At 59.3% G+C, this 25,578-nt stretch carries 29 protein-coding genes and 1 pseudogene; 20 read left to right on the top strand and 10 right to left on the bottom strand.

What is annotated here, in order from left to right; translation table 11 throughout:
• Positions 1 to 3 precede the first annotated feature (3 nt).
• On the top strand, positions 4 to 990 hold the full coding sequence (locus tag RGR602_RS15630; RefSeq protein WP_039845857.1) for an FAD binding domain-containing protein: 987 nt from the start codon (positions 4 to 6) through the stop codon (positions 988 to 990).
• 7 nt (positions 991 to 997) lie between these two features.
• The gene (locus RGR602_RS15625) at positions 998 to 3,268 is read left to right on the top strand and encodes a xanthine dehydrogenase family protein molybdopterin-binding subunit (protein WP_039845856.1); all 2,271 of its coding nucleotides are present in this window, start codon (positions 998 to 1,000) and stop codon (positions 3,266 to 3,268) included.
• Positions 3,269 to 3,332: 64 nt separating this feature from the next.
• On the opposite strand, the gene RGR602_RS15620 is transcribed toward RGR602_RS15625, so the two are convergent.
• The 3 genes from RGR602_RS15620 to RGR602_RS15610 all read right to left on the bottom strand — a co-directional run bounded on the left by RGR602_RS15620 (position 3,333) and on the right by RGR602_RS15610 (position 5,836).
• Positions 3,333 to 4,190 (bottom strand): helix-turn-helix domain-containing protein, encoded by an 858-nt coding sequence (locus RGR602_RS15620; RefSeq protein ID WP_039845855.1) that lies wholly within the window; start codon positions 4,188 to 4,190, stop codon positions 3,333 to 3,335.
• A gap of 165 nt (positions 4,191 to 4,355) precedes the next feature.
• A complete protein-coding gene (locus RGR602_RS15615) occupies positions 4,356 to 5,069 on the bottom strand; it encodes a formylglycine-generating enzyme family protein (RefSeq protein ID WP_039845854.1) in 714 nt (237 codons plus the stop codon).
• Positions 5,036 to 5,836, bottom strand: a complete 801-nt coding sequence (locus RGR602_RS15610; protein WP_223843951.1) for an aldo/keto reductase — start codon at positions 5,834 to 5,836, stop codon at positions 5,036 to 5,038. Before RGR602_RS15610 ends, RGR602_RS15615 begins: the two co-directional genes overlap by 34 nt.
• A gap of 506 nt (positions 5,837 to 6,342) precedes the next feature.
• On the opposite strand from RGR602_RS15610, the gene RGR602_RS15605 reads away from it, so the two are divergent.
• A complete protein-coding gene (locus RGR602_RS15605) occupies positions 6,343 to 6,684 on the top strand; it encodes a hypothetical protein (protein WP_039845853.1) in 342 nt (113 codons plus the stop codon).
• Between the two features lie 199 nt (positions 6,685 to 6,883).
• Here RGR602_RS15605 and RGR602_RS15600 read toward each other — a convergent pair whose 3' ends face one another.
• Positions 6,884 to 8,335, bottom strand: a complete 1,452-nt coding sequence (locus tag RGR602_RS15600) for a CYTH and CHAD domain-containing protein (protein WP_039845852.1) — start codon at positions 8,333 to 8,335, stop codon at positions 6,884 to 6,886.
• Positions 8,336 to 8,515: 180 nt separating this feature from the next.
• On the opposite strand from RGR602_RS15600, the gene RGR602_RS15595 reads away from it, so the two are divergent.
• Positions 8,516 to 8,980, top strand: coding sequence for an NUDIX hydrolase (locus RGR602_RS15595; RefSeq protein WP_082046608.1), 465 nt, complete (start codon positions 8,516 to 8,518; stop codon positions 8,978 to 8,980).
• A gap of 214 nt (positions 8,981 to 9,194) precedes the next feature.
• Here RGR602_RS15595 and RGR602_RS15590 read toward each other — a convergent pair whose 3' ends face one another.
• From RGR602_RS15590 to RGR602_RS39720, 4 genes are all read right to left on the bottom strand, one after another.
• On the bottom strand, positions 9,195 to 9,404 hold the full coding sequence (locus RGR602_RS15590) for a hypothetical protein (RefSeq protein ID WP_039846939.1): 210 nt from the start codon (positions 9,402 to 9,404) through the stop codon (positions 9,195 to 9,197).
• Between the two features lie 370 nt (positions 9,405 to 9,774).
• Entirely contained in the window at positions 9,775 to 10,446 is a 672-nt protein-coding gene (locus tag RGR602_RS15585; RefSeq protein WP_039845851.1) for an RES family NAD+ phosphorylase, read from the bottom strand.
• The gene (locus RGR602_RS15580; RefSeq protein WP_039845850.1) at positions 10,443 to 10,967 is read right to left on the bottom strand and encodes an antitoxin Xre/MbcA/ParS toxin-binding domain-containing protein; all 525 of its coding nucleotides are present in this window, start codon (positions 10,965 to 10,967) and stop codon (positions 10,443 to 10,445) included. The genes RGR602_RS15585 and RGR602_RS15580 overlap by 4 nt, the downstream gene beginning before the upstream one ends.
• Positions 10,968 to 11,150: 183 nt before the next feature.
• The gene (locus RGR602_RS39720; protein WP_203226206.1) at positions 11,151 to 11,462 is read right to left on the bottom strand and encodes a hypothetical protein; all 312 of its coding nucleotides are present in this window, start codon (positions 11,460 to 11,462) and stop codon (positions 11,151 to 11,153) included.
• A gap of 205 nt (positions 11,463 to 11,667) precedes the next feature.
• On the opposite strand from RGR602_RS39720, the gene vapB reads away from it, so the two are divergent.
• On the top strand, positions 11,668 to 11,901 hold the full coding sequence (vapB, locus tag RGR602_RS15570) for a type II toxin-antitoxin system VapB family antitoxin (RefSeq protein ID WP_039845848.1): 234 nt from the start codon (positions 11,668 to 11,670) through the stop codon (positions 11,899 to 11,901).
• Positions 11,901 to 12,299 carry a type II toxin-antitoxin system tRNA(fMet)-specific endonuclease VapC gene (vapC, locus tag RGR602_RS15565; RefSeq protein WP_039845847.1) on the top strand — a complete coding sequence of 133 codons (399 nt, stop codon included), beginning with the start codon at positions 11,901 to 11,903 and terminating at the stop codon, positions 12,297 to 12,299. Before vapB ends, vapC begins: the two co-directional genes overlap by 1 nt.
• Positions 12,300 to 12,663: 364 nt before the next feature.
• Here the strand turns inward: vapC and RGR602_RS15555 are convergent, their stop codons facing one another.
• Positions 12,664 to 13,017 (bottom strand): MarR family transcriptional regulator, encoded by a 354-nt coding sequence (locus tag RGR602_RS15555; protein ID WP_039845845.1) that lies wholly within the window; start codon positions 13,015 to 13,017, stop codon positions 12,664 to 12,666.
• A 93-nt stretch (positions 13,018 to 13,110) separates the two neighbouring features.
• Here RGR602_RS15555 and RGR602_RS35705 point away from each other — a divergent pair, with 93 nt between their 5' ends.
• The 12 genes from RGR602_RS35705 (at position 13,111) to virB11 (ending at position 23,233) form a co-directional block, all read left to right on the top strand.
• The gene (locus RGR602_RS35705; RefSeq protein ID WP_082046559.1) at positions 13,111 to 13,632 is read left to right on the top strand and encodes a hypothetical protein; all 522 of its coding nucleotides are present in this window, start codon (positions 13,111 to 13,113) and stop codon (positions 13,630 to 13,632) included.
• Between the two features lie 3 nt (positions 13,633 to 13,635).
• Positions 13,636 to 14,298, top strand: coding sequence for a transglycosylase SLT domain-containing protein (locus RGR602_RS15550; protein ID WP_039845844.1), 663 nt, complete (start codon positions 13,636 to 13,638; stop codon positions 14,296 to 14,298).
• Positions 14,295 to 14,594, top strand: coding sequence for a TrbC/VirB2 family protein (locus RGR602_RS15545; RefSeq protein ID WP_039845843.1), 300 nt, complete (start codon positions 14,295 to 14,297; stop codon positions 14,592 to 14,594). Before RGR602_RS15550 ends, RGR602_RS15545 begins: the two co-directional genes overlap by 4 nt.
• 5 nt (positions 14,595 to 14,599) lie before the next feature.
• Positions 14,600 to 14,938: a type IV secretion system protein VirB3 gene (locus RGR602_RS15540; RefSeq protein WP_039845842.1), complete on the top strand. Its 339-nt coding sequence runs from the start codon at positions 14,600 to 14,602 to the stop codon at positions 14,936 to 14,938.
• Positions 14,931 to 17,297, top strand: a complete 2,367-nt coding sequence (locus tag RGR602_RS15535) for a VirB4 family type IV secretion/conjugal transfer ATPase (RefSeq protein ID WP_170250346.1) — start codon at positions 14,931 to 14,933, stop codon at positions 17,295 to 17,297. Before RGR602_RS15540 ends, RGR602_RS15535 begins: the two co-directional genes overlap by 8 nt.
• Positions 17,297 to 17,995 (top strand): P-type DNA transfer protein VirB5, encoded by a 699-nt coding sequence (virB5, locus tag RGR602_RS15530; RefSeq protein WP_039846938.1) that lies wholly within the window; start codon positions 17,297 to 17,299, stop codon positions 17,993 to 17,995. The genes RGR602_RS15535 and virB5 overlap by 1 nt, the downstream gene beginning before the upstream one ends.
• Positions 17,996 to 18,192: 197 nt before the next feature.
• Positions 18,193 to 19,125 (top strand): type IV secretion system protein, encoded by a 933-nt coding sequence (locus RGR602_RS15520; protein ID WP_039845839.1) that lies wholly within the window; start codon positions 18,193 to 18,195, stop codon positions 19,123 to 19,125.
• A 38-nt stretch (positions 19,126 to 19,163) separates the two neighbouring features.
• Positions 19,164 to 19,433, top strand: a complete 270-nt coding sequence (locus RGR602_RS15515; RefSeq protein WP_039846937.1) for a hypothetical protein — start codon at positions 19,164 to 19,166, stop codon at positions 19,431 to 19,433.
• Between the two features lies 1 nt (position 19,434).
• Complete coding sequence (locus tag RGR602_RS15510) at positions 19,435 to 20,106, top strand: virB8 family protein (protein WP_039845838.1); 672 nt, start codon at positions 19,435 to 19,437, stop codon at positions 20,104 to 20,106.
• Positions 20,103 to 20,960, top strand: a complete 858-nt coding sequence (gene virB9 / locus RGR602_RS15505) for a P-type conjugative transfer protein VirB9 (protein WP_039845837.1) — start codon at positions 20,103 to 20,105, stop codon at positions 20,958 to 20,960. Before RGR602_RS15510 ends, virB9 begins: the two co-directional genes overlap by 4 nt.
• 9 nt (positions 20,961 to 20,969) lie before the next feature.
• Positions 20,970 to 22,142 carry a type IV secretion system protein VirB10 gene (gene virB10, locus RGR602_RS15500; RefSeq protein WP_039845836.1) on the top strand — a complete coding sequence of 391 codons (1,173 nt, stop codon included), beginning with the start codon at positions 20,970 to 20,972 and terminating at the stop codon, positions 22,140 to 22,142.
• An 8-nt stretch (positions 22,143 to 22,150) separates the two neighbouring features.
• Complete coding sequence (gene virB11 / locus RGR602_RS15495; RefSeq protein ID WP_052451595.1) at positions 22,151 to 23,233, top strand: P-type DNA transfer ATPase VirB11; 1,083 nt, start codon at positions 22,151 to 22,153, stop codon at positions 23,231 to 23,233.
• Between the two features lie 605 nt (positions 23,234 to 23,838).
• Here the strand turns inward: virB11 and RGR602_RS40025 are convergent.
• A pseudogene (locus RGR602_RS40025) lies at positions 23,839 to 23,976 on the bottom strand (type II toxin-antitoxin system RelE family toxin); the annotation flags it as partial.
• Between the two features lie 244 nt (positions 23,977 to 24,220).
• On the opposite strand from RGR602_RS40025, the gene RGR602_RS15485 reads away from it, so the two are divergent.
• Together RGR602_RS15485 and RGR602_RS15480 are read left to right on the top strand one after the other, a co-directional pair.
• The gene (locus RGR602_RS15485; protein WP_039845834.1) at positions 24,221 to 25,081 is read left to right on the top strand and encodes an NmrA family NAD(P)-binding protein; all 861 of its coding nucleotides are present in this window, start codon (positions 24,221 to 24,223) and stop codon (positions 25,079 to 25,081) included.
• Between the two features lie 159 nt (positions 25,082 to 25,240).
• A complete protein-coding gene (locus RGR602_RS15480; RefSeq protein ID WP_223843950.1) occupies positions 25,241 to 25,549 on the top strand; it encodes an ATPase inhibitor subunit zeta in 309 nt (102 codons plus the stop codon).
• The last annotated feature ends 29 nt before the right edge of the window (positions 25,550 to 25,578 follow it).

Below are 25,578 nucleotides of genomic sequence, written 5' to 3'. Positions count from 1 at the left end.
GACATGAGGTCCTTCACCTATCACCGGGCAGCAAGTGCCGCAGAGGCCGCAGCCGCCGTTGCTGAAAATCCCAACGCCAAATTTATCGGCGGCGGCACAAATCTTCTTGATTTGATGAAGCTTGGGATCGAGCAGCCGACGCATCTTGTCGATGTCAGCCGGCTGCCGCTTGCCGCGATCGAGGAGACCGCGGATGGCGGCTTGCGGATCGGCGCCGTGGTGCGCAATAGCGATCTTGCCGTCGACATGCGTATCCGCACCCGCTACCCGCTGCTGACGCAGGCTTTGCTTTCGGGCGCCTCCGCGCAGATCAGGAACAAGGCATCGACGGCGGGCAATCTCTTGCAGCGCACGCGCTGTTACTTCTTCTATGACCGCAACATGCCCTGCAACAAGCGCAGCCCGGGCTCGGGCTGTGCCGCGCTTGGGGGCTCCAACCGGATGCATGCCATTCTCGGCGCCAGCCAGGCATGTATCGCGGTCCATCCGTCCGACATGGCGGTCGCCATGACGGCGCTTGATGCACAAATCGAAACCGTTTCTGCGTCCGGCAAGACACGGGTCATTCCGATCGGGGAGCTTCACAGGCTGCCCGGCGAGACACCTAATGTCGAAACGTCGCTTGGCCTTGGCGAGATGATTACGGCTGTCATCCTGCCGCCACCGCCACCGGGGCGTCAGATCTATCGTAAGGTGCGCGATCGCGCCTCTTATGCCTTCGCACTGGTCTCCGTCGCCGTCGTGGTCGATGTACAACAGGACAGCATTTCGAGCGCGCGTGTCGCCTTGGGAGGCGTCGCGCCGAAACCCTGGCGGGCATCGGGGGCCGAACAGGTCCTCGATGGAGCAAAGCGCAGTGATGACGTTCTCAATCGCGCCGCCGAGGCCGCTCTTGCCGGGGCACGCGGCGCCGGCGGTAACGATTTCAAGATCCTGCTGGCCCGGCGAACGCTCCAAGCCACCCTTTCGGCCGCAACCCAGAACGTATGAGGCGATGATGACGGACAATCAAGCAAACCCATCTCCGTCAACCGAGGGTGCGCAGCGGCATATTGGCCGGCCGCTTGACCGGGTCGATGGCATCCCGAAGGTGACGGGCCGCGCGAGCTATGCCTATGAGCATTCCGAAATGGCCAATATCGCCCACGGCTATATTCAGGGCGCGGCGATCGCCAAGGGCCGGATTATCGCCACCGACACCACGGAGGCAGAAAGGGCTCCGGATGTGCTTTACGTGATGACGCACAGGAATGCACCGGCCCAACCGGAATTCGGACCGCCGGTCACGCCGACGGTGCCGGAGGTCTTCACCCGGGCCCGGCCGATGCTTTCGAGCGACCGCGTCCGCTTCTATGACGAACCGGTGGCTCTGGTCGTGGCCGAGACATTCGAAGCAGCACGGGCGGCGGCGAGCCTGATCGACGTTCGCTACGAGGCGGAGACCGGCAGGTATGATCTGGAAGCCCATCTTGCCGAGGCATACGCGCCGCAACGGACGAATGCCGGGTTTGCGACCGACAGCAACATCGGCGATTTCGAAAGCGCTTTCGCCACCGCAGCCGTCCGGCTGGATGCTTCCTATACGACGCCCTATCAGCACCACAATCCAATGGAGCCGCATGCGACCATCGCGGTCTGGTCCGGCGATGACCTCACCGTCTACACGGGCGCCCAGACGCTTGCCAATTTCCGCGCCGGAATGGCTAATACGCTTCAGATTGCGCCAGAGCGCGTGCGGATCGTCAGCCCGTTCACCGGCGGCGGCTTTGGCTCTAAGCTCATCGTCCATGCGGATACCGTTCTCGCCGCGCTCGCGGCGCGGGTCGTGCAACGCCCCGTCAAGATTGCCATGACGCGCCAGCAGATGTTTGCCAACGCCGGGCACAGGGCCAAGATGCGTCATAACATCCGCCTCGGAGCCGACCGAAACGGCAAGCTCGCGGCACTCGGCCACGACGTAATATCCGCGACTTCGGGGTTTGAGGAATTCTGCGAGCAATCGGCAGTGTTTGCCCGTTCGCTCTATGCGGCGGAAAATCGTCTGACCCGGCATCGCCTCGTCGCAATGGACACCAATCGAGGCGAATGGATGCGCTCGCCCGGCGAGGCGCCCGGAATGTTCGCCTTCGAATGCGCGATGGACGAGATGGCCGAAGAGCTCGGTCTCGATCCGATAGAGTTTCGCGTTCGCAACGAGCCTGAACTCGATCCGGAGAACAACGTCCCTTTCTCGACCCGCAATCTGGTCGCCTGCATGCGCGAAGGCGCAAGACGCTTCGGCTGGGAGCGGCGAAATGCCGTCCCGCGCACCATGCGCGACGGCCGGTTCCTCGTCGGCTACGGCATGGCGGCTGCAATCCGTCCGAATTACCTTGGTGCCTCGAGCGCGAGGGTCCGCCTTGGCGGAAACGGTCATTTGACCGTGCAGCTCGACATGACCGATATCGGCACCGGCACCTATACGATCCTCACACAGATCGCCGCCGATGCGACAGGCCTACCGCCCTCGGCCGTCAGGGTCGAGCTCGGCGACAGCAATTTTCCCCGCACGGCGGGTTCCGGTGGTTCCTGGGGTGCTGCCAGCGCCGGGTCGGCTGTGCACAATGCCTGCCTTGCGCTTCGCGAAAGAATCGTAGCCGAGGCGCGCCGTCGCGATCCGTCCCTCGAAAACCTTGTGGCGGCGGATGTAGTCTTCACAAATGGCGAGCTGCGGTTGGGGGAGCGGACGGAACGGCTTGGTCAGCTGGTCGGCCGGCTTTGGCCATCTGGAATAGAAGCCGAAGGCGGGGTCGAGCGGGCCGGCGAGGCTTTCCGTAATTTCTCCCAACATTCCTACGGCGCTCACTTCGCCGAAATCGGTGTCGACACCGATACCGGCGAGATCAGGATGCGCCGCATGCTGACCACGATTGGCGCAGGCCGGATTCTCAATCCGAAGACCGCCCGTTCGCAGATCATCGGCGGAATGGTGTGGGGGATCGGTGCGGCCCTGATGGAGGAAACCGTGCTCGACTCGCGCCACGGGCATTTCGTTAATCATGATCTGGCCGAATATCATGTGCCGGTGCATGCCGATGTGCCCCCTCTGGAGGTCGTGTTTCTGGAGGAGCACGACGAAAAGGCCAATGTTCTCGGCAGCAAGGGTCTCGGCGAACTAAGTGTCTGCGGCACCAGTGCCGCGGTGGCGAACGCGGTCTACAACGCCACCGGTGTTCGGGTGCGTGAATTCCCGATTACGCTCGACAAACTGCTGTCGGAACTGGCCTGACGAAAGGTCGCCACGGTGCGACTGACGACGACTTAGCGCCGATCATCCAGCTTTAAGGTCAAGATCAAAGCAGCTTCCGCCCATGACGCCAATGTGAGGGCGACTGTCCTTTGTGAGCCCGAAACAAGCGAGCGAAATGACTTGGGCTCTCAATTCCGCACCGCACGGCGATCTCTGTCACATCCAAATTTGTCTCGCTCAATAGCCGCGCCGCGTGGTTCATGCGACGAGCTGAGATCGCTTCGAGCGGCGTCTGGCCGGTTGTGCCGCGAAAGGCCCGGAAAAAGTGCCCCTCTGAAATGCCAAGCGGAACAGCAAGGTCAGCGATTACGATTCTTCGCCCCAGCCAGGTGTCAATTCTCTCATAAGTATCGCGCAGTTGTCTGGTCGTCAGACAATACTTGACCGACGCCTGTCCTGCACTGCTTCGATCAAGCCTGTTCGAAAGATACTGGGAGAGGGCTAGAACCATCGTGGAACAATAGGTTGCATCCAGGCTGCCATCGCGGTGAAGCAGGCCGCCCATCTGTGCAGTCATGCCATAGATGAAGTCATCGTTGTTAATGAGAAAAGGCTGCATGTCGAGAAATTGGGGAGCGACAGTCGCCGGATCAATTGCAATCGCACCCCATTCCCATGCCACATTGTGGAGGGCGAGATCGCGACCACATCCGGCCGGTAGAAACGAGATCATGCCTTTTTCATCCCGACCGTCATAACGAAAGCCGTCATCGGTACGGAAGGAATGCCGATCCGCGCCGCCGCTCAGGGTCACCATGATGAGGTGCTTATCAGACGCGATCCGGCCTTCGACCTCGGGGGTCCGGCCGCGGCGCGCGGTCTCGAAGTGGCCCCCAGACCATGTTGCTTTAACATGGTCGTTCGGCGGCTGTGTCAATTTCCAGCCTGAAGGGTGTTGCATGAGTCTAGCCCAGCTGTGCGCCCGCCCAAGGATGCAAGAAAAAGGGGCGCTATGCCGGATGATAGTTTGGCATGCCGAAGTGCGCAGCAACGAATATGGCCTTCTAGCGTTCGGGCAATCAACAGGGCGTGAGCGGAAACGTGAACGATAGGATGGCTCGAAGCTTCATGATTTCAGTTCATAGGCACACCGGAAGCCGATATAGGCGACATAGAAATCGGCCCGCTTCCACTGCATAGCCTCCTTCCGCATCTTGTCCGGACCATACCACCACGATCCCCCGGCCGTCAGCGCGTCTTCGCCGTCACGCTCCGCGATCCATTCCCATACGTTGCCACCCATGTCATACAGGCCGTTGATGCCAGCGCGGGTGACACTCGCCGGTGCATGACGCGGCCAAGGATCGCCGGCGATCGTGTTGGCGCCGTCCGGAGTTTCGCCGGTCGGATAGGGATATACCCGGCCGATGGCAAAGCCAGCCTTCTTTCCGCTGCCATATTCGCGGTATGCGGCACGCTCCCATTCCGACCGGCTCGGCAGTCGGCCCCCGACCGAGGCGCAGTAGTCCCGCGCCTCCTGCCAGCTGACATGCACGGCAGGCTCGGCCGCATCCTCAGAAGGCTTGCCGAAAGGCGTCCGGAAGGTCCAGCCGTGCCGGCGTTCCCATCCGCTGCCCCATTCGTGACCGCCGCCCGCTTTCTCAGCGGCGGTCTTCAGCTTGCGGCCATCCGCGAACGCGGCAAAGTCCGAGACGGAGACCTCGGTCCGCTCGATGGCGAAGCCGTCGATCTCGACCCGATCACCTGACGCCGCAGAGGCGATCGGCAGTGTGACAAGCGCAAGCGTCAAGTACGTTGCGGGGCTTGCGGGAAAGGCCATGTGACGACACCACCATAATTTTTGCCGGGATAGGGCGGCTGTTTTAGCGCATCCGCCACACCTGCCAGCCCGGTATAGTGATCAGCCATGCGCTTGCGCATTGCTGGGTCGGGTAGTTCACCGTAAAGCGCGCCCATATTGTCGACGAAATCCAGGGTCCCCGTGTTCACGAGACGCTCCATCGTGTCGTAATATTCGGGGCTCCACTGGGTGATGCCGATATAGCGAACGGAGCCCTCCGCCTTCTTCTGGGCCAGCCAGTGGCGAACCTGGTCGTGATTTTCGAGGCTGTGAACTTGCAGCACGTCGATTTGATCGCGCCACAATCTTTCCCGCGATTGTCTAAGCTGGCGCTCCGAATGGCTGTTGTCGGACAGATAGTCGCCAGTCGTCCAGGTTTTGTTCGTTATGAATATATCCTCGGAAATGCCGAGGTCGGTCACGAAGTCGCCGACGCAAACCTCGGCCATTCCATAGAGTGGTGACGTATCGATCACCCGTCCGCCTCGCGCATGGAAGAGTCTGATGACCTCGCGCACGTTGTCGCGCGTTTCGCCGGGACGAATGTCGAAGGTCTCAAATGTGCCGAGACCAATCGCCGGAATCATCTCTGCGGTCTTTGGTATCGGCCGCATGATGGGCGCCTGTCCACCTTGTTGGGCGAAAGCCCCAGGTGCAAAAGCCGTGGATCCGAGCAGTGACGCTGCGGCGGTGGTTGCCATTCCGGCCAGGAACCGGCGGCGGCTGGTAGGGAGCTCTGATGCCATGCGATAGTCCTCATTGCGACTGCAAGCGACGTTAGCTCATGTCCACGGCGTCCCGCGCGTCGGATCCTGATCCGCCACCGCGATCCTGACCAAAACCTGGGCTCCCGAGCCGATTATCAAAGAGTCTGCCTCGCTATCGGCTGAACTCGGCTTGGCGGATCGGCGGCACGCTGCGGGCTTTTCGGCTACGGGAGATGCGTCGAAGACCTCGTGGTAGGGACGTAGCCTCGTGAAGGCGCGATTTGCGAAGTCTTTCTCGGAAAGACGTAAAGGGCGTTTCACAGCCTTCTCGAAAAGGCTTGGAAAACTTTCGCAGACATCGTCGACCGAATCGAAAGGCGGCGCAAATCTCGTCGTTCGCAGCGGCGGCCGCATGATGTGACGGCGACACGGTGGCGTCATCTGGTGTGGGCGCGAGTTCGTGCTTTTATTGCGCGCGGTGATTTATTGTGTATGACGGTTTTGCGACAGAAACTGCCGCGACGACTTTGGAGGGAGGAAGAAACGTGAGTGAAAAACGGAAACGAGTTTACGAAGCGCTTTTGGATGGCGCCACAGAAGGTCTTTCCGGCAAAGCGCTTTACGATTTCGTGCTGCAGCGGTGTCCCAAAGCGACCAGCAACAAGATAGTGCGTGCCTCGCTTCTTGCTCTTTCAGATCCTCACGTGAAGGATAGGAATGTTCTACACACCATTTACGCGCTTGCGATAGCGCACCGAATGGATGAGGTCGGGTCGGCGAATGACCCCGACGATGAGGAAGATCCCGCCGAAAAGAGCCCGGTTCTGCGGAAGCTGAAGAAGAAGGCCGCATCCGCTTCGGTGCCGCGCGAAGCAATTCCGAATTGAATTTCGCACCTTGATCACCAGCACCAAGAACAAGGTATTCGCTATAGCTGCTATATTCGGGAGGACTGATTAGTCTCCTCGCCAATTTTCAAGTTATAAGCAACATATCACTGTTTCATTTCGGGAAGCGACACGGAAGTGTCATGGTTTCCGACCAGACCGCTCTCTTGCCCGCCGTCGGCGGGCTTTTTTTCCCCATTCAACGCCAGAACCTTTTTGCATCCACGACGTCGTCGAGCGCAGCCTGTGCTGCATCGATCAAGTCTTTCTTGTCGGCCTGCGAGATGACCGAGCTCGCAGCCGGATGATCTTCCAGACCATGCTTCTTCAAGACACTTGGCCCGGTTGCGAGGTCGTTCAGAGCGCCAAGGTGATCCTGCAGGTCGCTCATCGCCGAAATGAACCGCTTGTGGCGGCGCACGCCGCGCTTGTCGGGAAACAGCGAGCCGAAGAACTCCGCCGCATACCTCAGTTTCTTAGCATCCTTACGGGCCTCGTGACGTTGTTCATCATCGACCTGTGCAAGGGCACGGCCATGCTTCTTGAGCTTCTTGCGCATCCGGTCGAGCGCCTGACAGGCGAAGTCGACGGCCGTCCCATTGCGATCATCGGCGGTCTCCGGTCGGTCGAGATACTCACCGCACTGAAGCCATTCGTTGAAGTCGAGCATCAGGGAACGGGCGCGCGAGGACTGAAGGGCGTCGACGACGTCGTCATAGGCGGCATTGCGTGCACTCTTCAGCCGGTGATGCATGTCGTCATCCTTGGCCTTGACGAGGAGAACGTCCAGGTTTCGGGCGTCACCTAGTGTTCCCGCCAGCCACCGGAGCTCGTCCTTCAGGCGCTCTGCTTCTGTATCGGTAAGCACCGGCTTGTAGAGTGAAAAGGCAGAGCGGAGGCGTCTCAGGGCCACGCGTGACTGATGGAGAGCCTCAGCATTCCTTCGGCAAAGGAGGACATCCTCATTCAACCTGAATTGCCGGAAGCAGGATTGCGCGATGGTTTGAAAGGATCTGACCGCGTTCATGTTCCGGTCCAGATCGATCGGTTCTGCCTTGAACACGAACTGCTGCGGCCCGATGAGCTGATAACCACGGCCCGCCTTGGATTGAACCCCGACACGAACGGGCGCAACGGCTTTGATCCGCCTGGCAAGGACGAACAGATTTTGGCGGTCACCGTCCTTCAGCTCAAGCTCGACCTCGCAGATCGGTGTATGCCGCTCTCCCGAGATCACAGTTCCCTGGTCCACGACTACCTCGATCTGTGATCCGTTTTCGCTCGGGTTCCAGACCCGTCTGTCAACCTGGACATCGAACTGGGGAGCGACGTCGAGGTCAGCTCCAAACTCGGTCTGCAGCGGATTGGAATGATCGAGCAAGGGCGTGTCGGTGGTTAAAGGGGTCTCCCACTCCGACCGTGCGAAGAGGGAGGCGCTTGATCCTGTCGCCTTTACCGTCTGAAACAAGGCTTCGCCTGTGCGGCGGATACGCAGGGTGTAACCTGCCTTGAAAAGCTGATGGTCGGCCGTGTCGAAGTATGTCGACTGCTGGCTGAGGACGTCTTCTGGCTCTCCGAGAAATTCGGAAGCGAGCAGCTCTTTGACCGCTTCAGGTGACAGCTCGAGTTTCAATTCGATTTCGGCAGCCAAGGATGATCTCCAAGGTTCAGAATAAGAGGATCAGAAACGTTCGAAGCTAGCAGATAGTTCAGCCGTGTCACGGTATCATGAAGCCGACATCTGAGGATGTCATTGTAGTGGAAAAGATCGATCTTGCCGAGGCTGGATTGGAGTTGACCCGTTCACCAAGGTGCCGTCTGCTTGACGAGCATGCGCCCATCGAAGGACGACGATGTTACAGGATCGATCGCCATCGCACCGGAAACACCTGCAGACGTAGACGATGTGCACCAGGCTGGCGCGGTCTGTTTGCGCCGGGACAGGAAAGGTCAGATCAGGGTTCTTCTAATAGGCAGCCGCCGCAGCGGACGTTGGGGCCTTCCAAAAGGGCACATCGAGCCCGGTGAAAATTCAAGAACCGCGGCAGAACGCGAGGCGTTCGAAGAGGCTGGCGTGACCGGCGTCGTCTCTGACGAGGTCTTCGGAACCTTTACCTACTTCAAGGACGGCAGCCGCAACCGCTTTTCGGTGAAAGTGCATTTGCTTGAGGCGCTGTCTGTCGCCGAAACCTTTCCTGAAAAATCCGTCCGTAAGACGCGCTGGTTTTCAGTGAAGGGCGCCATTCGGGAAGCGACTCAACCTGGATTGCAAAAGCTGCTCCAAAAACTTCTATGATGCGCAACAATGGTGCTTCTCGTTGCTGAAACCAAAAGTCAGCCAGAAGTATAGTTCACGTTCTATCGAGCTTTGATTTCAATGAAGGACGCCACGCTTTCTGCTCAGGCTTCCTGGACGCGCGACCAGTGGCACCGAATGCGATGTCGCTCGAGGACCAGATGCCACTGACGCTTGCAGCGAGGGAGAGCTAATGCAGATTTTGGTCCCCGCTTCAAAGATCCCAGGGCGGTAGTTTGCGAGACGCGCTACACTTTGCGGACATCAATAGGTCAAGGTCGGTGGCGGACGGTCCGAACTTCTCGTAAAGGCGCTTTGCCTCTTGCTCATCGAGCCGGTATTTCCTGGCGAATTCGTTCACATTGTACGGACGGCCGCGCAAAACCTTTCGCAGCCGCTTCTCCGCATTCAAGACATTGGTCATGATGTCCTCCTCTGACATCCCCGGGGGTACGCATATCGGTGGTGAAAGAGTTGGCTGGCGCCAATGCGCCGGCCCGAACTTCACCCACGGGATGACGTCAGCAACGCATCCGCTGACTGATTGTTTCGTCTCATGCGTTTACCCGTTCATGCTGCCGTTCGATCCGTATCTGACCTCCCACACCGACCGAGCCGCTGAGTTCGCTGCATTTCAAAACTTCTCCGCAGTCATGGCGTTCTTCTGCAAACTGAAGACCGCGTGCATTGCAACAAGCCGTACATGAATGTGTATCTGTCCGAAGCGGATTGGGCAGCTTGATGCGCTGGACGCAATATGCGCACTTCACCCCGAAGTTCAGATGTTTCCGTCGTTAGGCCGCGAGTCTTTGGACATCAATGCGTCGATCGTCGGCGGAGACGGTGATCTCGAAGTGATCTGCCTGCACAACGTTGCGAATGTTCCGCGGCCGGTGTGCGACAATGTTCACGCCGGCACTGCGCCGCAGGCTGTCATAGAGGATGCCGGCCGCGCCGTTCGACCGCACTTGCTCACCAAACACTTGCGACGCGGCATAGCTGGTGCCGTCATAGATCTCGGGACGCAGCATCTGCTCTCCACGAATGTCGAGGTAATCTCCAAGCAGGATGGCCATGTAGCTTCGATAGGTGCGCGTCATCGTCGCCACACTGCGCGCAACAGCTTCGCGCCGAAGATGATGGCCGACCTCGGCTGCGGCCGTGCGGATATCGTCGGCGGCATACCATGCGCCGAGATCGGGGCCGTTAAACCGCATTCCTCCCGGCGCAACATGGAGAAATGCCCCCATCACAATACTGGAATTGGGAATGCCGTAGACCCATTCGCCCTGGGGAAGTCGTTGGATGCGGTCGGCAACCAGACGGTCATTGGTCCAGCCGGTAAGCTCCATCACCGCTTCGAGGTCGGCCGGCGTCGAAACCGTATCAAAAAGCCCGATTGGCGGAAATTGTGATGGGATCAGCCGGTACGAAGGACGCGGCGCCTGAGCAAAACGATCAGTCACCGGAAGACTATGTCCCCGTCTTCGTAAGGTGTGAACGTTTCGTCCAGGATGTTCGGATGCATGTAGATGCCACCCCTTGCCGCATCGAGAAATCGACGAACTGTCATCAGTCCGTCCTGCGTTCCGCTTGTCAGGACGTCGAGCGGGGGATGGCCGCCGAAAACAAGCGCTTCATGCGGCGTTCGCAGCCACGCAACGCCGAGGCGTTCATCGGGAAACAGGATCCCAAGCGCCTGATGAATACCGAGCACGGCCGAGATTCGAATGAGTGTGTCGACGTCCAGCGTGAAGGCACCATGTTCGCGCGCTTGCTTGGCCCAGTTGTGATAAGTGGACCGGGATGGGTAACCTAGCACAAGCAAGCGCTGCTCTTCGTTCAGACCCCAAAGATCGGCGATCGCCAGAAAGGTTCGCAGAGCCGGGGCGCTCAACCTTTTGCGGGTTGCTGGAGCAAACCGGTCGGTTTCCAGGCGGTGCGGCTCATGCCTGTCCTGTCGCTTTGTGCTTTGCGCGTGCGGCATAATAGCCTCCAGTCTTGAATTAGACATAGCCCAAATCTGGACATATGACAAGATCAATTTGGAGCGTTGATCCCATGAAATGCCCGCAGAGCCGATCTAACCGATCGCGAGCAGGGGCGCAAAGTCGACGACCGATTAGTCGTAGAATGTTCGACGCTACTCCCGCATCCACCCACATTTCCTTCAGCGTGGCATCATGCCTTCTGCCGCTACATCAGTGGTAGGCTCGGCAGCAGCTTGTAGAGAGTAATTGGGAAACTGCGAACCCGGGATGCCTGTCGCATTATACACGGCGTTCGCGACCGCCGCGCTCGATCCGCAGTCACCCAGCTCACCGATGTCCTTCGCGCCGAAGGGGTTGGCTTTGTCGTCCTCCTCATCGAGGAAGGCGAGGGAGCGATCCAGACCGCAGAATACTTCATGCGGCGCGCGACCTGCCGTAAGCATCGGGCGTCGTAAATTGCTCGCCTTTACCTCGGCAAAGGTTATGTTCACCGTGAATGCGCCCAGGCTTCTCGGTATAGGTCTGATCGCTCTCGAAATCGTGGATGGCCATCTTGAATTTGTCGCCAGCTCTCTTTTCGGGGCAGGTGCGCCGAACTGATGCCGAGGCCGAACATGGGCTTTCCGTAAAGTTGCCCTTGTAATTCGGAGGTTGCAAAGTTATGTATATCCCAATTGGATATGCAGGAGATGCACGATGACCAGCTCCACGGTTTTCATCAGTAATCGCAGCCAGGCGGTCCGACTTCCCAAAGCCGTCGCCTTTCCTGAAAACGTGCATCTGGTCGATATTCTCAAGATCGGCCGCAGCCGGGTAATCGTGCCCCAAGGCAAGCGGTGGGACGATCTGTTTCTGAGCGGGCCGCGCGTCAGCGAGGATTTCCTGAGCGAACGTGAGCAACCGGCAGCGGAAGAACGCGAGTCGTTCTGATGCTCACCTACATGCTCGATACGAATATCTGCATCTACGTGATGAAGAACTATCCACTGGAACTGCGTGAGAAATTCAACACGCTGGCCGAACAGCTCTGTATATCCAGCATCACGCTTGGAGAACTCTATTACGGGGCGGAAAAATCGGCTCGCCGCATCGAGAACCTGATTGCGGTCGAGCGATTCGTGGTGCGGCTGGAGGTGCTGCCTTTCGCAGACAAGGCGGCGGCGCACTACGGGCAGGTCCGGACCGAGCTTGAGCGAGCCGGAACGCCTTGCGGTCCCCATGACATGCAGATTGGCGGCCATGCCCGCAGCGAAGGATTGATCGTCGTCACCAACAACATGCGGGAGTTCGCCCGAATGCCGGGCGTCCGGGCGGAAAACTGGGTGTGATCTTCATCCGTTAACCCACGTTGAGCACCGATGGATCGGCCAGCCTTGCCAGCGCCGAAAGCCCGACGAATGCGCAACCCGCAAATGCAGAAGATTTGCCGCCAGATTTCAGAAGGAACGGCTTGCCATGCACAAGGGTATAACCTGCAATGGCGGCGGAATCCGCGAAGATCACGGCGATGGCGAAGGCGTAGGATCGGTGAGCGCAGCTCGGCATAGAGATGGACAACGAGGCCTTAAGACGTCACGCCAGCGAGAAGCCCGACAATCCCCGCGCCGACTATCTGGCTCAGGTGACAAAGGCGAAGCAGTTGCTCTTAATTAAGGCGCTAAAACTCGCCAACGATGCCACCCGGGCGGGGTCTTAACTCCCCTGGAAGCTGCGAATCTTCTCCAGGATCTCCGGAGCGATCTCAAACCGTCTCGCCTTGCCGCGCCCCATCGAGTTCTTCACGAAGCTCTCCGTCAGGAGGCCGCGCCCAACCAACGGGTCTACCGTTTCGGTTACGCCTGTGCGCGTCAAACCCGTATTTTCGACGATATTTGAAAGCGTTAGCGGCTGGTGCCCCTGGTGCATGATGTAGAGGACACTCATCATGCCGATCTGCTTCAACCGCGACTGAGGCGTTTCATCTTCCAGCGGATTGTCAAAAATCTCATGAAAGATGAAGGCTGAAAAGGCAAGGTTGTGCCATTGAACGTTGAGTGCTCTTGTCATTTCTTTAACTGCATAATATAAGGCTGTATAAAATTCCAGACGACACAGGCGCCGGCGGGCATCGTTGGCGTGTTGATTGCGGAGGGACGGCTCATGAAAAACCTTCTGATCAGGACGTTCGTGGCTCTTCTCAATGCCTCGCCATCATATCTCATTTCAGGGAGTCATGCGCGGGCAGATGATTGGGGATGCCAGGTTATCCTATGCCTTTCCAATCCCGGCGGCGCAACGCAATTTACCGAATGCCGCCCGCCGATTGAGAAACTGTGGCGAGAACTTGCAAAGGGGCACGCATTCCCGAGCTGCAACGGCAATGGTTTTACGGCATCTGCGCCCGGATACGCCCCTTACTATTGCGACAAAGGCTACCGCTTAACGACGCGATACAGTGACCGCGGGCGGCAGGTAAGCTGCATCTCGACCACACCGCAGACTGTCTCAAACAACGAATGCTACTCAGACAGCGAGCGCGGAGTTCATTCATCCGCCTGGCACTGGAATGACGGCCAGCGACAGTGCCAGCGCTACGTGACAATGCAACCGCATATGCGCGCGAAGCCGCACTACGTCGACGTGACTATTGATGGGATCGGAAACCAAAGGGTGTGGTACTAAGCAATGCCAGTCGCCTTCGTCGATCTTGCGCAGGCATGCGCTCCCAACATTGCGATCGAGACGATTGCTGCAGTTGTTAGCCTGGAGAGCAGTTTTCATCCCTATGCCATCCGCATCAACAGTGGCCCACCGCTTTCGGATCGACCGGCATCGAAGGCGGAGGCAATTGAGCTCGCCACTTCCCTCGTGGCGGCTCACCAGGACATCCAGATCGGGCTTGGCGGTCTTGGCTTGGAGGGACTGCACAAGCTGAAGCTTTCCATATCGGATGCGTTCGATCCCTGCCTGAACCTCAAGGCCACCGCCACTCTTCTCGATGGGTATTATCGCCTTGCCTTGCGCGCAGGCGTCGATGAAGCGCAAGCGGAAAACATCATGCTACAGTCTCACTACGGTCGAGACGATCCGTCGCTGGGCAAACTGGTCCGATATGACGAGCAGGTCCGCCAGGAAATGGTCCGGCTGTCCCCCAAACTGGCATCGCTTTCCGTTGGCGAGCCGCGCATGGAAGCTCGCTTCGAGAAGCCCGCGGACATTCAGGACGTGTCAGCGGTGAGAAAACGCCGTCCCCAAGTCGAAGAGACCGCCTCATGGGACGTCTTCAATTCCCGGCGGCGATCCTCGGTTCTCGTGTTTCAGAATGATCGATCGGAGGAAAGTGAATGACTTCAAAATCCAGTCTTCGCCCTGTCGCTGCCTCTGCCTTGATGGCCGCGTCCATCGTCGCCTGCATGGTCGAACCGGCCTTCGCCCAGGCCGCAGGCATCGAAACCGTCCTGCAGAATATCGTCGATATGCTGACCGGCAACATCGCCCGCCTGCTTGCGGTCATTGCCGTGATCATCATCTGCATCGCCTGGATGTTCGGCTACATGGATCTGCGCCGTGCCGGCTACTGGATCATCGGCATCGGGGGGATCTTCGGCGCCACAGAACTGGTGAACACCATTGTCGGGAGCTGAACGGCATGGCGACAGCTCCCGACATCGAAGAAGATACCCTGTTCCTCGCCTGCACCCGGCCGGCGATGATTGCCGGTGTGACGATGGAGGCGATGGGTTTGAACATCATGCTGACGACGATCCTCTACATCACGGCGGGATCGATTGCCTATGCGCTTGTCGGCGTCGTCTTCCATTTCTTGTTCCGAACGCTCGTCAAGCACGACCATAACATGTTCCGGATCCTGGTTTCTTGGATGGAGACCCGTGGTCGATCGCGCAACACCTCCTATTGGGGCGGGGCTACGCTCTCGCCGCTCAAACTCACCAGACACTATGACGAAAGGGACCTTAGCCTTGCCTAGGAACGCAACGCTTCGATCCCGCGAACTCGGGCCGGAGACCTTTATTCCTTATGTGCGCCATATCGACGAGACGACGATCGGGCTCGGTACCAGAGCGCTGATGGTGATGATCGCGCTCGAAGGCGTCTCCTTTGAAACAGCGGACGTCTTCGACCTCAACAGCCTGCACCGTAACCTCAACACGCTCTACCGGAATATCGCCGATGAGCGCCTCGCACTTTGGACGCATGTCATTCGCCGTCGCGACAACGGCTATCCGGAAGGACAATTTGCCAATCCTTTCTCCGATGCGCTGAATTCGAGATATCGCGCGCGCATGATCGGTGAGGATCTGTTTCGCAACGATCTCTTTCTTTCACTGGTCTGGCATCCCGCACGCGATCCCGCCGAAAGGGCCGTGAACCTTCTTTCCCGGCTGCGCAGGGCGCGCCGGAGCGATGTCGAGCTCGACGAAACTGCGCTGAAGCACCTGCGCAGCAAGCTATCCGACATCACCGCGGGCCTGAAACGCTTCGAGCCTCGGGTGCTCTCCCTTTACGAGCAGGACGGCATCCTGTTTTCCGAGCCGAGCGAAGTCCTTCATCAAATCGTGGGTGGCCGGCGCGAGCCCATTGCGTTGACTGAAGGAAGGATTTCATCGGCGATCTATTCGGATCGGGTGATTTTCGGCCGCGAGACCATCGAGATCCGTCACGAGGCCGAAAGCCGTTATGCCGGGATGTTCGGGTTCAAGGAATATCCGGCAGCGACCCGCAGCGGCATGCTCGACGGCATCCTGACGGCCCCCTTCGAGCTCATCCTCGCACAATCCTTCGCCTTCACCTCGAAAGCGGATGCGCGCAGCATCATGGGGCGCAAGCAGAACCAGATGGTCAGCGCCGGCGACAAGGCGGCGTCCCAGGTCGAAGAACTCGACGCCGCGATGGACGATCTCGAATCCAACCGCTTCGTACTTGGCGAGCATCACCTCACGCTTTCAGTCTTCGCTTCCTCAGTCAAAGCGCTCACTGACAGTCTGGCGGAGGCCCGCTCGCACCTTACCAATGGCGGCGCGGTCGTCGCGCGCGAGGATCTCGGGCTTGAAGCGGCCTGGTGGGCACAACTGCCTGGCAACTTTCGCTACCGCGCGCGCTCTGGCGCCATCACATCCCGGAATTTTGCAGCACTTTCGCCTTTCCATTCCTATCCAACCGGGCAGAAGGACGGAAATGAATGGGGACCAGCCGTTGCCCTTTTGAAGACTGCGTCCGGCTCGCCCTTCTACTTCAACTTCCACCACCGCGACCTTGGCAACACATTCATCTGCGGTCCCTCGGGTGCCGGCAAGACCGTCCTTTTGAACTTCATGCTTTCCCAACTCGAAAAGCACGATCCGCATATGGTCTTTTTCGACAAGGATCGTGGGTCGGACCTTTTCGTCCGCGCGGCGGGTGGCGCTTACCTGCCGGTGAGGAATGGCGTGGCCACCGGCTGCGCGCCGCTGAAAGCACTTGAGTTGACTGCGGAAAACAAGGCGTTTCTCACACGATGGATCGGCAAGCTCGCCGGATCGGCGAAACGTGAACTGACGGTCACGGAGCTGCGCGACATCGCCTTGGCCGTCGACGGCCTGGCGGACCTGCCGGTCGAACGGCGGTCCATCGGCGCCTTGCGCACTTTCCTCAACAACACCGACCCAGAGGGTATCGCCTCGCGGTTACGGCGGTGGGAAAGGGGAGGGCCGCTTGGCTGGGTATTCGACAACGAGGCCGACGAGATCGGGATCGGCGCCAAATTCGTCGGATACGACATGACAGATTTCCTCGACAACGAGGAAATCCGTACCCCGTTGATGGCCTATCTCTTCTTCCGCATCGAGCAGCTGATCGACGGGCGCCGCATCATCATCGTGATCGATGAATTCTGGAAGGCCTTGCAGGACGAAGGATTTCGCGACCTCGCCGAAAACAAGCTCAAGACGATCCGCAAACAGAACGGGCTCATGCTGTTTGCGACCCAAAGCCCGCGCGATGCCATTGTCTCACCGATCGCCCACACGATCATCGAGCAGTGCCCGACGCAGATCTTCCTTCCCAATCCGCGTGGCGATCGTGCCGACTACGTCGATGGTTTCAAACTCACCGAACGGGAGTTCGAGCTTGTTACCCGCGAACTGTCGGCCGAAAGCCGTCGCTTCATCGTCAAGCAGGGACACAACAGCGTTGTCGCTGAACTGAACCTCAAAGGCTTCGATGACGAGCTCGACATACTGTCGGGCCGCACCGCCAACGTGGAACTCGCCGAGGCGATCAGGGCGGAGGTCGGTGATCTGCGAGAGGACTGGCTGGCGGAATTCCGGCAAAGAAGGAGAACGGGATGATGCGAAGGAAAAGGGTAACATTCGCTCTTATGGCGGCAGCTGCCTTGCTGTCGGCGGCAATGGCATCCGCACAGGGCATTCCGGTCATCGACCGGACGGCGATCGTAAAGCAGATCGAGAGCATCACACAGCTGAAGTCTCAGCTCGACACGCTGAACCAGCAGCTCCAGCAAGCTCGGCAGCTTTATGGGTCGTTGAACAAGATCACCAACATGGCAGATGTCGCAAGCCTGCTGAACGACCCTTCGATCCGCAAGGCGCTGCCACGCGACTTCAATGCCGTCGAAGGCCTGTTCAAGGGGTCGGGCACCGATGTCTTCGGCGATTCGGCTTCGAAATTCCTCAAGAGCAACTCGACCTATCGCACCGACGCCAATGATTTCTACGCCCAGGAATTGTCGCGCGTCCAGAAACAGTATGCAGGGCAGATGAGCCTTGGCCAACAGATCTATGATGCAGCCACCACGCGCATCGAGGGCATCGATCAGCTGCGCCAGCAGATATCCAGCGCCGCCGATGCCAAGGACGTCGCCGATCTTCAGGCACGGCTGCAGGCCGAAACAGCGTTTCTTCAAACCGACGTGCTGCGCATGCAGAGTTTGCAGATGATCCAGCAGGCGCAGGTGCAGGTCGATGACCAGCGAAAGGCGGAGGATTGGCGCAAGCGCATGGACGCTATGGGAGCGGCGCTCAAATGAAACATGCCCTTCCTGCCGTGATCGCGTCCGCCCAGCCGGTTTGCTCCGGCCAGACGGATGCGGGTGATGAGGCCTTGCTCGCCAACGTCATGGCCGGGTGCTGCAACAATCCGGTCAGACATGCTGACACTTCCCAAAACTACAGAGGCGGCAAGACTGCAGCTTCTGCGGATCCTCAGTCACCAGGAGGCTAAGAGATGTATCAGGTCTTCAGTTTCGTCGACGGGCAGTTCAAGTCGCCCCTGGAGACGTTCCTCTCGTCGGGCACCGCAAACATCGCCACCTGGGTGAGTGGCCCGCTCACCGTGGCGCTGACGCTCTACGTCGTGCTTTACGGCTACCTTGTGCTGCGCGGTTCCGTCCAGGAGCCCATCCTTGAGTTTGCGTTTCGGGCAATGAAGCTTGCAATCATCGTCATGCTGGTAAGGAATGCCAGCGAGTACCAGACCTATGTCACTGGTCTGTTCTTCGAGACGCTGCCCAAAGAGATTTCCGAGGCGCTGAACTCGGGCGCGGCGCCCAGCGCCTCTACCTTCGACAGCCTGCTCGACAAGGGTCAGAAGGGCGCCCAGGAAGTCTGGGCCCGTGCGTCCTGGCCGGTCGACATTGTCACCGGCATCGGCGGGATGATGGTCATTGGCGCGAGCTTTATTGTCGCGGCGATCGGTTACATCGTTTCGCTTTACGCGCGGCTGGCCCTTGCCATCGTGCTTGCGATCGGCCCGATCTTCATTGCGCTTGCAATGTTCCAGCCCACTCGCCGCTTCACCGAGTCTTGGATTGCGCAGCTCGCCAATTTCGTCATCCTCCAGGTCCTGGTCGTTGCGATCGGTTCGTTGTTGATCACCTGCGTCGACACGACCTTCACGGCGATCGAAAGCTATTCCGACGTCCTGATGCGTCCGATCGCGCTCTGCGCCATCTGCCTTGCAGCACTTTACGTCTTCTATCAGTTGCCCGCTATTGCGTCGGCACTCGCGGCAGGCGGAGCAACCTTGACCTACGGCTACGGCGCTGCTCGCGACGCTCACGAAAGCACGATTGCCTGGGCAGCCTCGCGTTCGGCAAGAGCGGTCGGTCGGGTGGCCCGCCCGGTTTCGCGCCGTCTCAGATCGGGAGGGGAAAAATGATGGCCACTCTCCTCGAGAAATGGACAGGTTGTTTGCGCATGCTTCGCGTCGTTTCATGGTTTCTGATCACCGTGGCACTTCCCGCCTGCAGCTCGATGACACACCCGCTTCCCAAATGTGACGGCTACTTACGCCGGCCGCTGAACCGGGCGATGTGGCAACGGGAGGACGATGGCAAGCTGAAGCAGGATCAGTTCGCCCCGGCAAGCCATGCCGCCTCCTACGCGCAGCAACCGGCCCCGGCCACGCCAGCCGCCCTTGCCCATTTCGATATCGCGAGTTCTTACCGTCCGTGCAAGGGCAAGTGACATGGTGACGCCCGATAATCTGAAAAGCTACTTCGACAAGGCGCGCCGGTTCGATCAGGATCGGCTGATCCAGGTAGAGCGTTCCGCCCGCATCGCCTGGTTCGTCGCTGGTTGTGCCGGCATCGCGGCCGTCGTCTCGGTCTTTGCAATTGCCGGGCTCACCCCGTTGAAAACGGTCGAGCCCTTCGTGGTCCGCGTCGACAACTCCACCGGCATCGTCGACGTCGTCTCCGCATTGACGTCGGCTGCCGGGAGCTATGATGAGGCCGTCACCAAATATTTCGCCGCCAAGTATGTGCGCGCGAGAGAAGGCTATGTCTGGAGCGAGGCCGAGGAGAATTTCCGGATCGTTGCCTTGCTCTCCACGCAGCCGGAGCAGACGCGTTTTGCGACTGTCTACCGAGGCAGCAATCCGCAATCTCCGCAGAATATCTACGGCCGCAGCGCGACGGCGCGCATCAGCATTGTTTCCATCTCCCTGATCAATGCAAACGTGGCCTCCGTGCGCTACATGCGCACGAACACCCGCGGAGACGACGTAAGCACCACGCACTGGGTCGCAACGCTCACCTTTTCCTATGTCAACGCGCCGATGTCCTCCACCGACCGGCTGGTCAATCCCCTGGGCTTTGCCGTCAGCGAATATCGTGCCGATCCGGAGGCCGTCGATTGAAACAGATATTACTGATCGCCTCTGTTTTCAGCTTTTGTCTTTCATCGACGGCGGTTGCCCTGGAAATTCCCCGCAGCGCATCAAAGGACAGCCGTATCCGCTTCGTCGATTATCAGCCCTACAACATCACACGGATCGTCGGGACGTTGCGGTCGTCGGTGCAGATCGAGTTTGCCGCCGACGAGGAGATTGCCCATGTCGCCCTTGGCAACAGCGTTGCATGGGAGGTGGCGCCGGCCGGCAACATCCTGTTCCTGAAGCCGCGGGAACATCAGCCGGTGACCAATATCTCGGTTGTGACGGCAAGGCGCGACGGATCCACCCGCAGCTATCAGATGGAACTGACGGTGCGGGACGGAACGGTCGAAGCCGGACAGAACACCTATTTTTACGTGAAGTACCGCTACCCGGCCGATGAGGCGGAACGGCGCCGTCAGAAGGCCGCCGCCCGTGCCCAGGCTGCTGAGGCCGGTCGGGCGGACCGGGTGCTCGCGCTCCACGAGGTCTATGGGCCGCGAAACTGGCGCTATTCGGCGCAAGGTTCCGTGTCACTCGAACCGCAGGCCGTCTATGACAACGGCAAAGTCACCACTTTCGCTTTTACCGGCAATCAGGAAATGCCGGCGATCTACATGGAAAACTCCGACGGCACCGAGGGCCTGGTTCCAAAATCCGTCGACGGCAATCTGGTGCTGGTTCACGCCATCAGCCGCAAGTTCATCCTGCGCCGGGGAGGGGATGTGCTGTGCGTGTTCAACGAGGCCTACGACCGCGTCGGCATCAACCCCGAGACCAACACGACGTCACCGTCCGTCGAGCGTGTCGTCAAGGCGCAACCCGCTATCGCGCAATAGGAAAGTGTCATGGCTGCGGAAGACAACACACCGATCCCTGGAGAGCGCGCGGAAACGTCGACCGGTCGGCGGCGCCTCGACAACAGCCCGATCCTGAAACGCGGCGCGGTTGCCGTTGCGATCGTTGCCTTCGTCGCTTTTGCGCTCTGGTCGATGCGCGGTCAGAACAAGCCGTCAGAAGGAACCCAACCCGAGCGCGTCGTCATCCGCCAGACCTCGGATTTCGAGCGCGCCAGGGAACCGGTTCAGCCAGTCGTGATGCCGACGGAAGTGCAACTGCCAACGCCTGTGGTGGCCGAGGAGGCGCCGGCTGAGGAGGATAAGCTCCTGGACGCTGCCCGCCGCGCGCCGGTGATCGCTTATGGCGGCGAAAAGGGGCCGGCTGCCGAGCGGCAGAACCAGAGTTCGGATGCTCCATCGAACGACTTTCCGTTCGACGTCAGTCCAGGCACTCTCGGCTCTGAGGCAGAAAACGAAGATCAGCGGTTCAACAGGATGCTGACGCCGACGCAATTGCAGGGCTCGCGCGCCGGCATGCTTGGAAATCGCGATTTCATCGTCGCCATGGGAACGTCCATCCCTTGCGTGCTCGAAACAGCGCTTTCCTCGGACCAGCCGGGCTTTGCAAGCTGCGTCATCAACCGCGATGTGCTGTCGGACAATGGCCGCGTCGTGCTGATGGAGAAGGGTACCCAGATCGTTGGCGAATATCGCGGCGGTCTTCGCCGCGGTCAAAAACGCCTGTTTGTTCTGTGGAACCGTGCCAAGACGCCGAAGGGCGTGATCATCACGCTCGCGTCGCCTGCGACCGATACTCTTGGACGTGCCGGCATGGACGGCTATGTCGACACCCACTGGTGGGAGCGTTTCGGTAGCGCGATCCTGTTGTCGATCGTCGGCGATGCGACCTCCTACGCGAGCAGCCGGCTGCAGGAAGGCGATGTCGAGGCGCAGGATACCACGAGCGCCGGCCAGCAAGCCGCGGCGATCGCGGTGGAACAGTCGATCAATATCCCGCCGACGCTTCTGAAACACCAGGGCGACCTCGTCTCAATCTTCGTAGCGCGGGATCTTGATTTCTCTGGCGTTTACCGGCTTCGCGTGACGGAGCCTCGCAACAGGACCTATGACCGCGCCGTTCTCGGGGATTTCAGCCCGCCTTCCACTCTGGTCACCAAATAGGTACGCCGATGACCGAAGGAGAAGATTGCGGTGTCGTGCGCGAACTTCTTGCGCCAATCTCCGCCTTTCTGCGCGACATGTCGCTTTACGAGATCATCGTCAACTGGCCGGGTCAGGTGGTGACCGAGGGGAGGGCCGGATGGCAGACCCACGATCTGCCGGATCTATCGTTCGACAAGCTGATGCGTCTTGCCCGCGCTGTCGCAAGCTATTCCAGTCAAGCGATCGATGAAACACGGCCGATCCTGTCGGCCACTCTGCCGGACGATGAGCGGATCCAGATCGTGATCCCACCGGCAACGACGAAGGGAACGGTCAGCGTTACGATCCGGAAGCCGTCGTCCGTTTCGCTAAGCCTCGACGATCTCGATGACGGCGGCCTGTTCGATGATGGCTTGAAAACCGAAACAGACGGCAACGCATCGGACGGCAAGCTTTTGGGGTACTACAGGAACAGGGCCTACAATGCGTTTCTGCGCGAAGCCGTCCAGGCGAGAAAAAACATCATCATTTCCGGCGCAACGGGCTCTGGCAAAACGACCTTGTCGAAAGCGCTGATCCGTCATATTCCGTCAAGCGAGCGGATCATTTCGATCGAGGACACGCCCGAGCTGGTCATCCCGCAATCGAACCACGTTCGTCTCTTTTATTCCAAAGGAGGTCAGGGCCTGGCGAAGATCGGCGCCAGGGACCTGCTGGAATCTAGCCTGCGCATGCGGCCCGATCGAATTCTGCTGCAGGAACTGCGGGACGGAACGGCATTCTATTACATCCGCAATGTCAATTCGGGGCACCCAGGTTCGATCACGACAGTGCATGCCGGCTCCGCGCAGCTCGCCTTCGAACAGCTGACATTGCTGGTCAAGGAATCGGAAGGCGGCAGGGATCTCGACAGGCATGATATCCGTGCGCTGTTGATGATTGCCATCGACGTCATCGTCCAGTGCAAACGCATCGATGGACGGTTTCGGGTGAGCGAGGTCTATTACCGGGACGCGCAAGCACCCGGGATCGGTGTCGCCGTTGTGAAAGCCGGCCAGAAATGGTCAGCTTGTGGGGGCCGCAGAACTGAGAGGCAGAGGAGGACGTAACCTCGTGATGGTTGAGGTGGTCGGAGAGAGGCTCTGGCCGTTCCGTCATGGAGCACCGCGGGTCTTGAAACAAATTGCGATTAGGAAACAGAATCCCAGGGTGGTGTTTGAAGGCAGGGTCGAGGATGTCGGCGGCTATCGCGACGATGTGCGCGATCCTGACAACATCTCGAAGCGTCTGGCGCAAACCGAGGGCGCTCGGATCGCGAAGCAGCAGCTGAGTTTGTCGAGATCATCGACACGGAGCGCAAAAATTCCGACGCCGGCTTCCCGATATCTTGTCCGCAGGGCTCTTTCGCCGGTTGTGGCACTCTTGGCACATCGCGACGTTGTGTCCATCGCGACCGGCTTCGGTTTCCTTGGCTATCTGATTTGCCGCGATTCTGGCCCATATCTGTGGCGAAGGCTGCATTTTGAAGCTCAAAGGAGATGATAGTGGTCGACCAAAGTAACCTGTTCAACATCATCTACATTGCCCTGCCACTGGTCGGGATCGTTATCCTGGGCGGCCTGATCTATATGCAACGCCACTAAATTCCGTCTGTCCACGCTGACGCGATCAAAAGATACTGACCTGTCGGGCCACCCGGTCTAACGGCGGAAGTTCATCTGCGATCGACGGTTTTGTAAACGTCATAGTGCTCGCGCTTGCCAGTCGCGATCACAAGCACGACAATATCTGCGCCTCGCACCTCATACACGAGCCGATAGCCACTGCCTCGCAATTTGATCTTGTAGCGATCCTTAGGGTCTGTCCGACAATTCATGAAGCGCGGGCAAGTGCGTCTGAGGAGGGTCCATGATGGATGCGGCGTAAAGGAAGGCCTTGGCGGAGTTGATGGTCGCTTCCGGGTCTTTCCTGAGCCGGCGGTTCGTCTGATCCAGGCGAAGAAGCGCTCCGCGTCGGTGAACTGCGTCCGCAACGAAAAGGGAACCTTTGAAAGGGGCGAGGGGTTATGCGCCACATCACTGCTGGAGACATGGCAAATGTACATCGTTGTTGGCGGGACGGGCCACGTCGGCTCCGCCGTCGCGCAGACGTTGCTCGACGAAGGCGAAGCCGTCACGGTCGTCACGCGAAACTCTGAGAAGGCCGGTGCATGGCGACAGCGGGGCGCGGAGGTCGCCGTCGCAGACGTCCACGACGTGACGTCGCTGCGTGAGGTATTCCGTAGTGGGAAGCGGGCCTTCCTACTGAACCCGAACGCTGACATCTCGAGCGATACGGATCGGGAGGAACGCGAGACCGTGCGCTGCCTGCTCGAGGCGATCGAAGGATCCGGGCTGGACAAGGTGGTGGCGGAATCAACCATGGGCGCGCAGCCGGGCGAGGAATGCGGCGATCTCAACATCCTTTACGAACTGGAAGTGGGCCTGAGGAACCAGCCGATTCCTGCCAGTGTCGTCCGCGCAGCCTACTACTACAGTAACTGGGATACGATGGTGGGGCCCGTCACGAAGGACGGCGTGCTATCGACCATGCTCCCTGCCGACCTCACGCTCCCGATGGTCGCGCCGGAGGATCTGGGAAGGGTGGCGGCGCGGCTCCTGCAGGAGCCGATCGAAAAGATCGGCATACACCCCGTCGAGGGGCCGAAACGGTACTCCCCCAACGATGTCGCCGCAGCCTTCGCCGCCGCCCTCGGCCGGGCTGTTCGCGTCGACGTGATCCCGCGCGAAAACTGGGAAGACGCATACCGCAGTTTGGGCTTCTCCGACGCGGCAGCTCACTCATATGCAAGGATGACGGCTCTCACCGCCGATGGTCCCGAATATCCCGAGGATCCAATTCGAGGATCGATCTCGCTCCAGACCTACATAGGCAAGCTTGTTCGCGACTCATCCTAACGCGTCCCGATGGACGAAAAAGGAAAGCGAGACCGCCAAAGGCCACTTGGGTGCTAGTGGACCAGGGCCGCAGTGTGACAGCACCGCGGCTGTTGCATTTACGATGATCCATAGTGGGTTTCTGATATAATTCCAGAAGGCGAGCAATGGAGAATCTCAATGGATACGTGGCGAATGGTGCGGCGCAATAAGCTGGTTGGGATGTGGGCGGCGCAAAAATTGGGATTATTCGGCGAAAGTGCCACGGCCTACTCGAATGACCTCGCGAGGGGCACGCTCGACGTCAAACGCAACGACGTGTTGGCCATAATTCGCAGGGACTTCGATGCCGCGGGTGTGGTTCAATCCAGAGAGCAAATTCTGAGCGTCATGACCCAATCATGGCTGGATGCCGGAAGAAAAACAGACAGCGCAGATGCCAGCGACGCCGCACTGGTGCAGATTGCGCGCAATCTCCAGCCGAGATGACGACGGTGCTTAGAGAGGACCGGTTCAGT

Source organism: Rhizobium gallicum bv. gallicum R602sp, from assembly GCF_000816845.1.
GTDB lineage: Bacteria > Pseudomonadota > Alphaproteobacteria > Rhizobiales > Rhizobiaceae > Rhizobium > Rhizobium gallicum.
The sequence above is the reverse complement of the archived record's forward strand: the minus strand, read 5'-3'. Positions and strand labels throughout refer to the sequence as shown.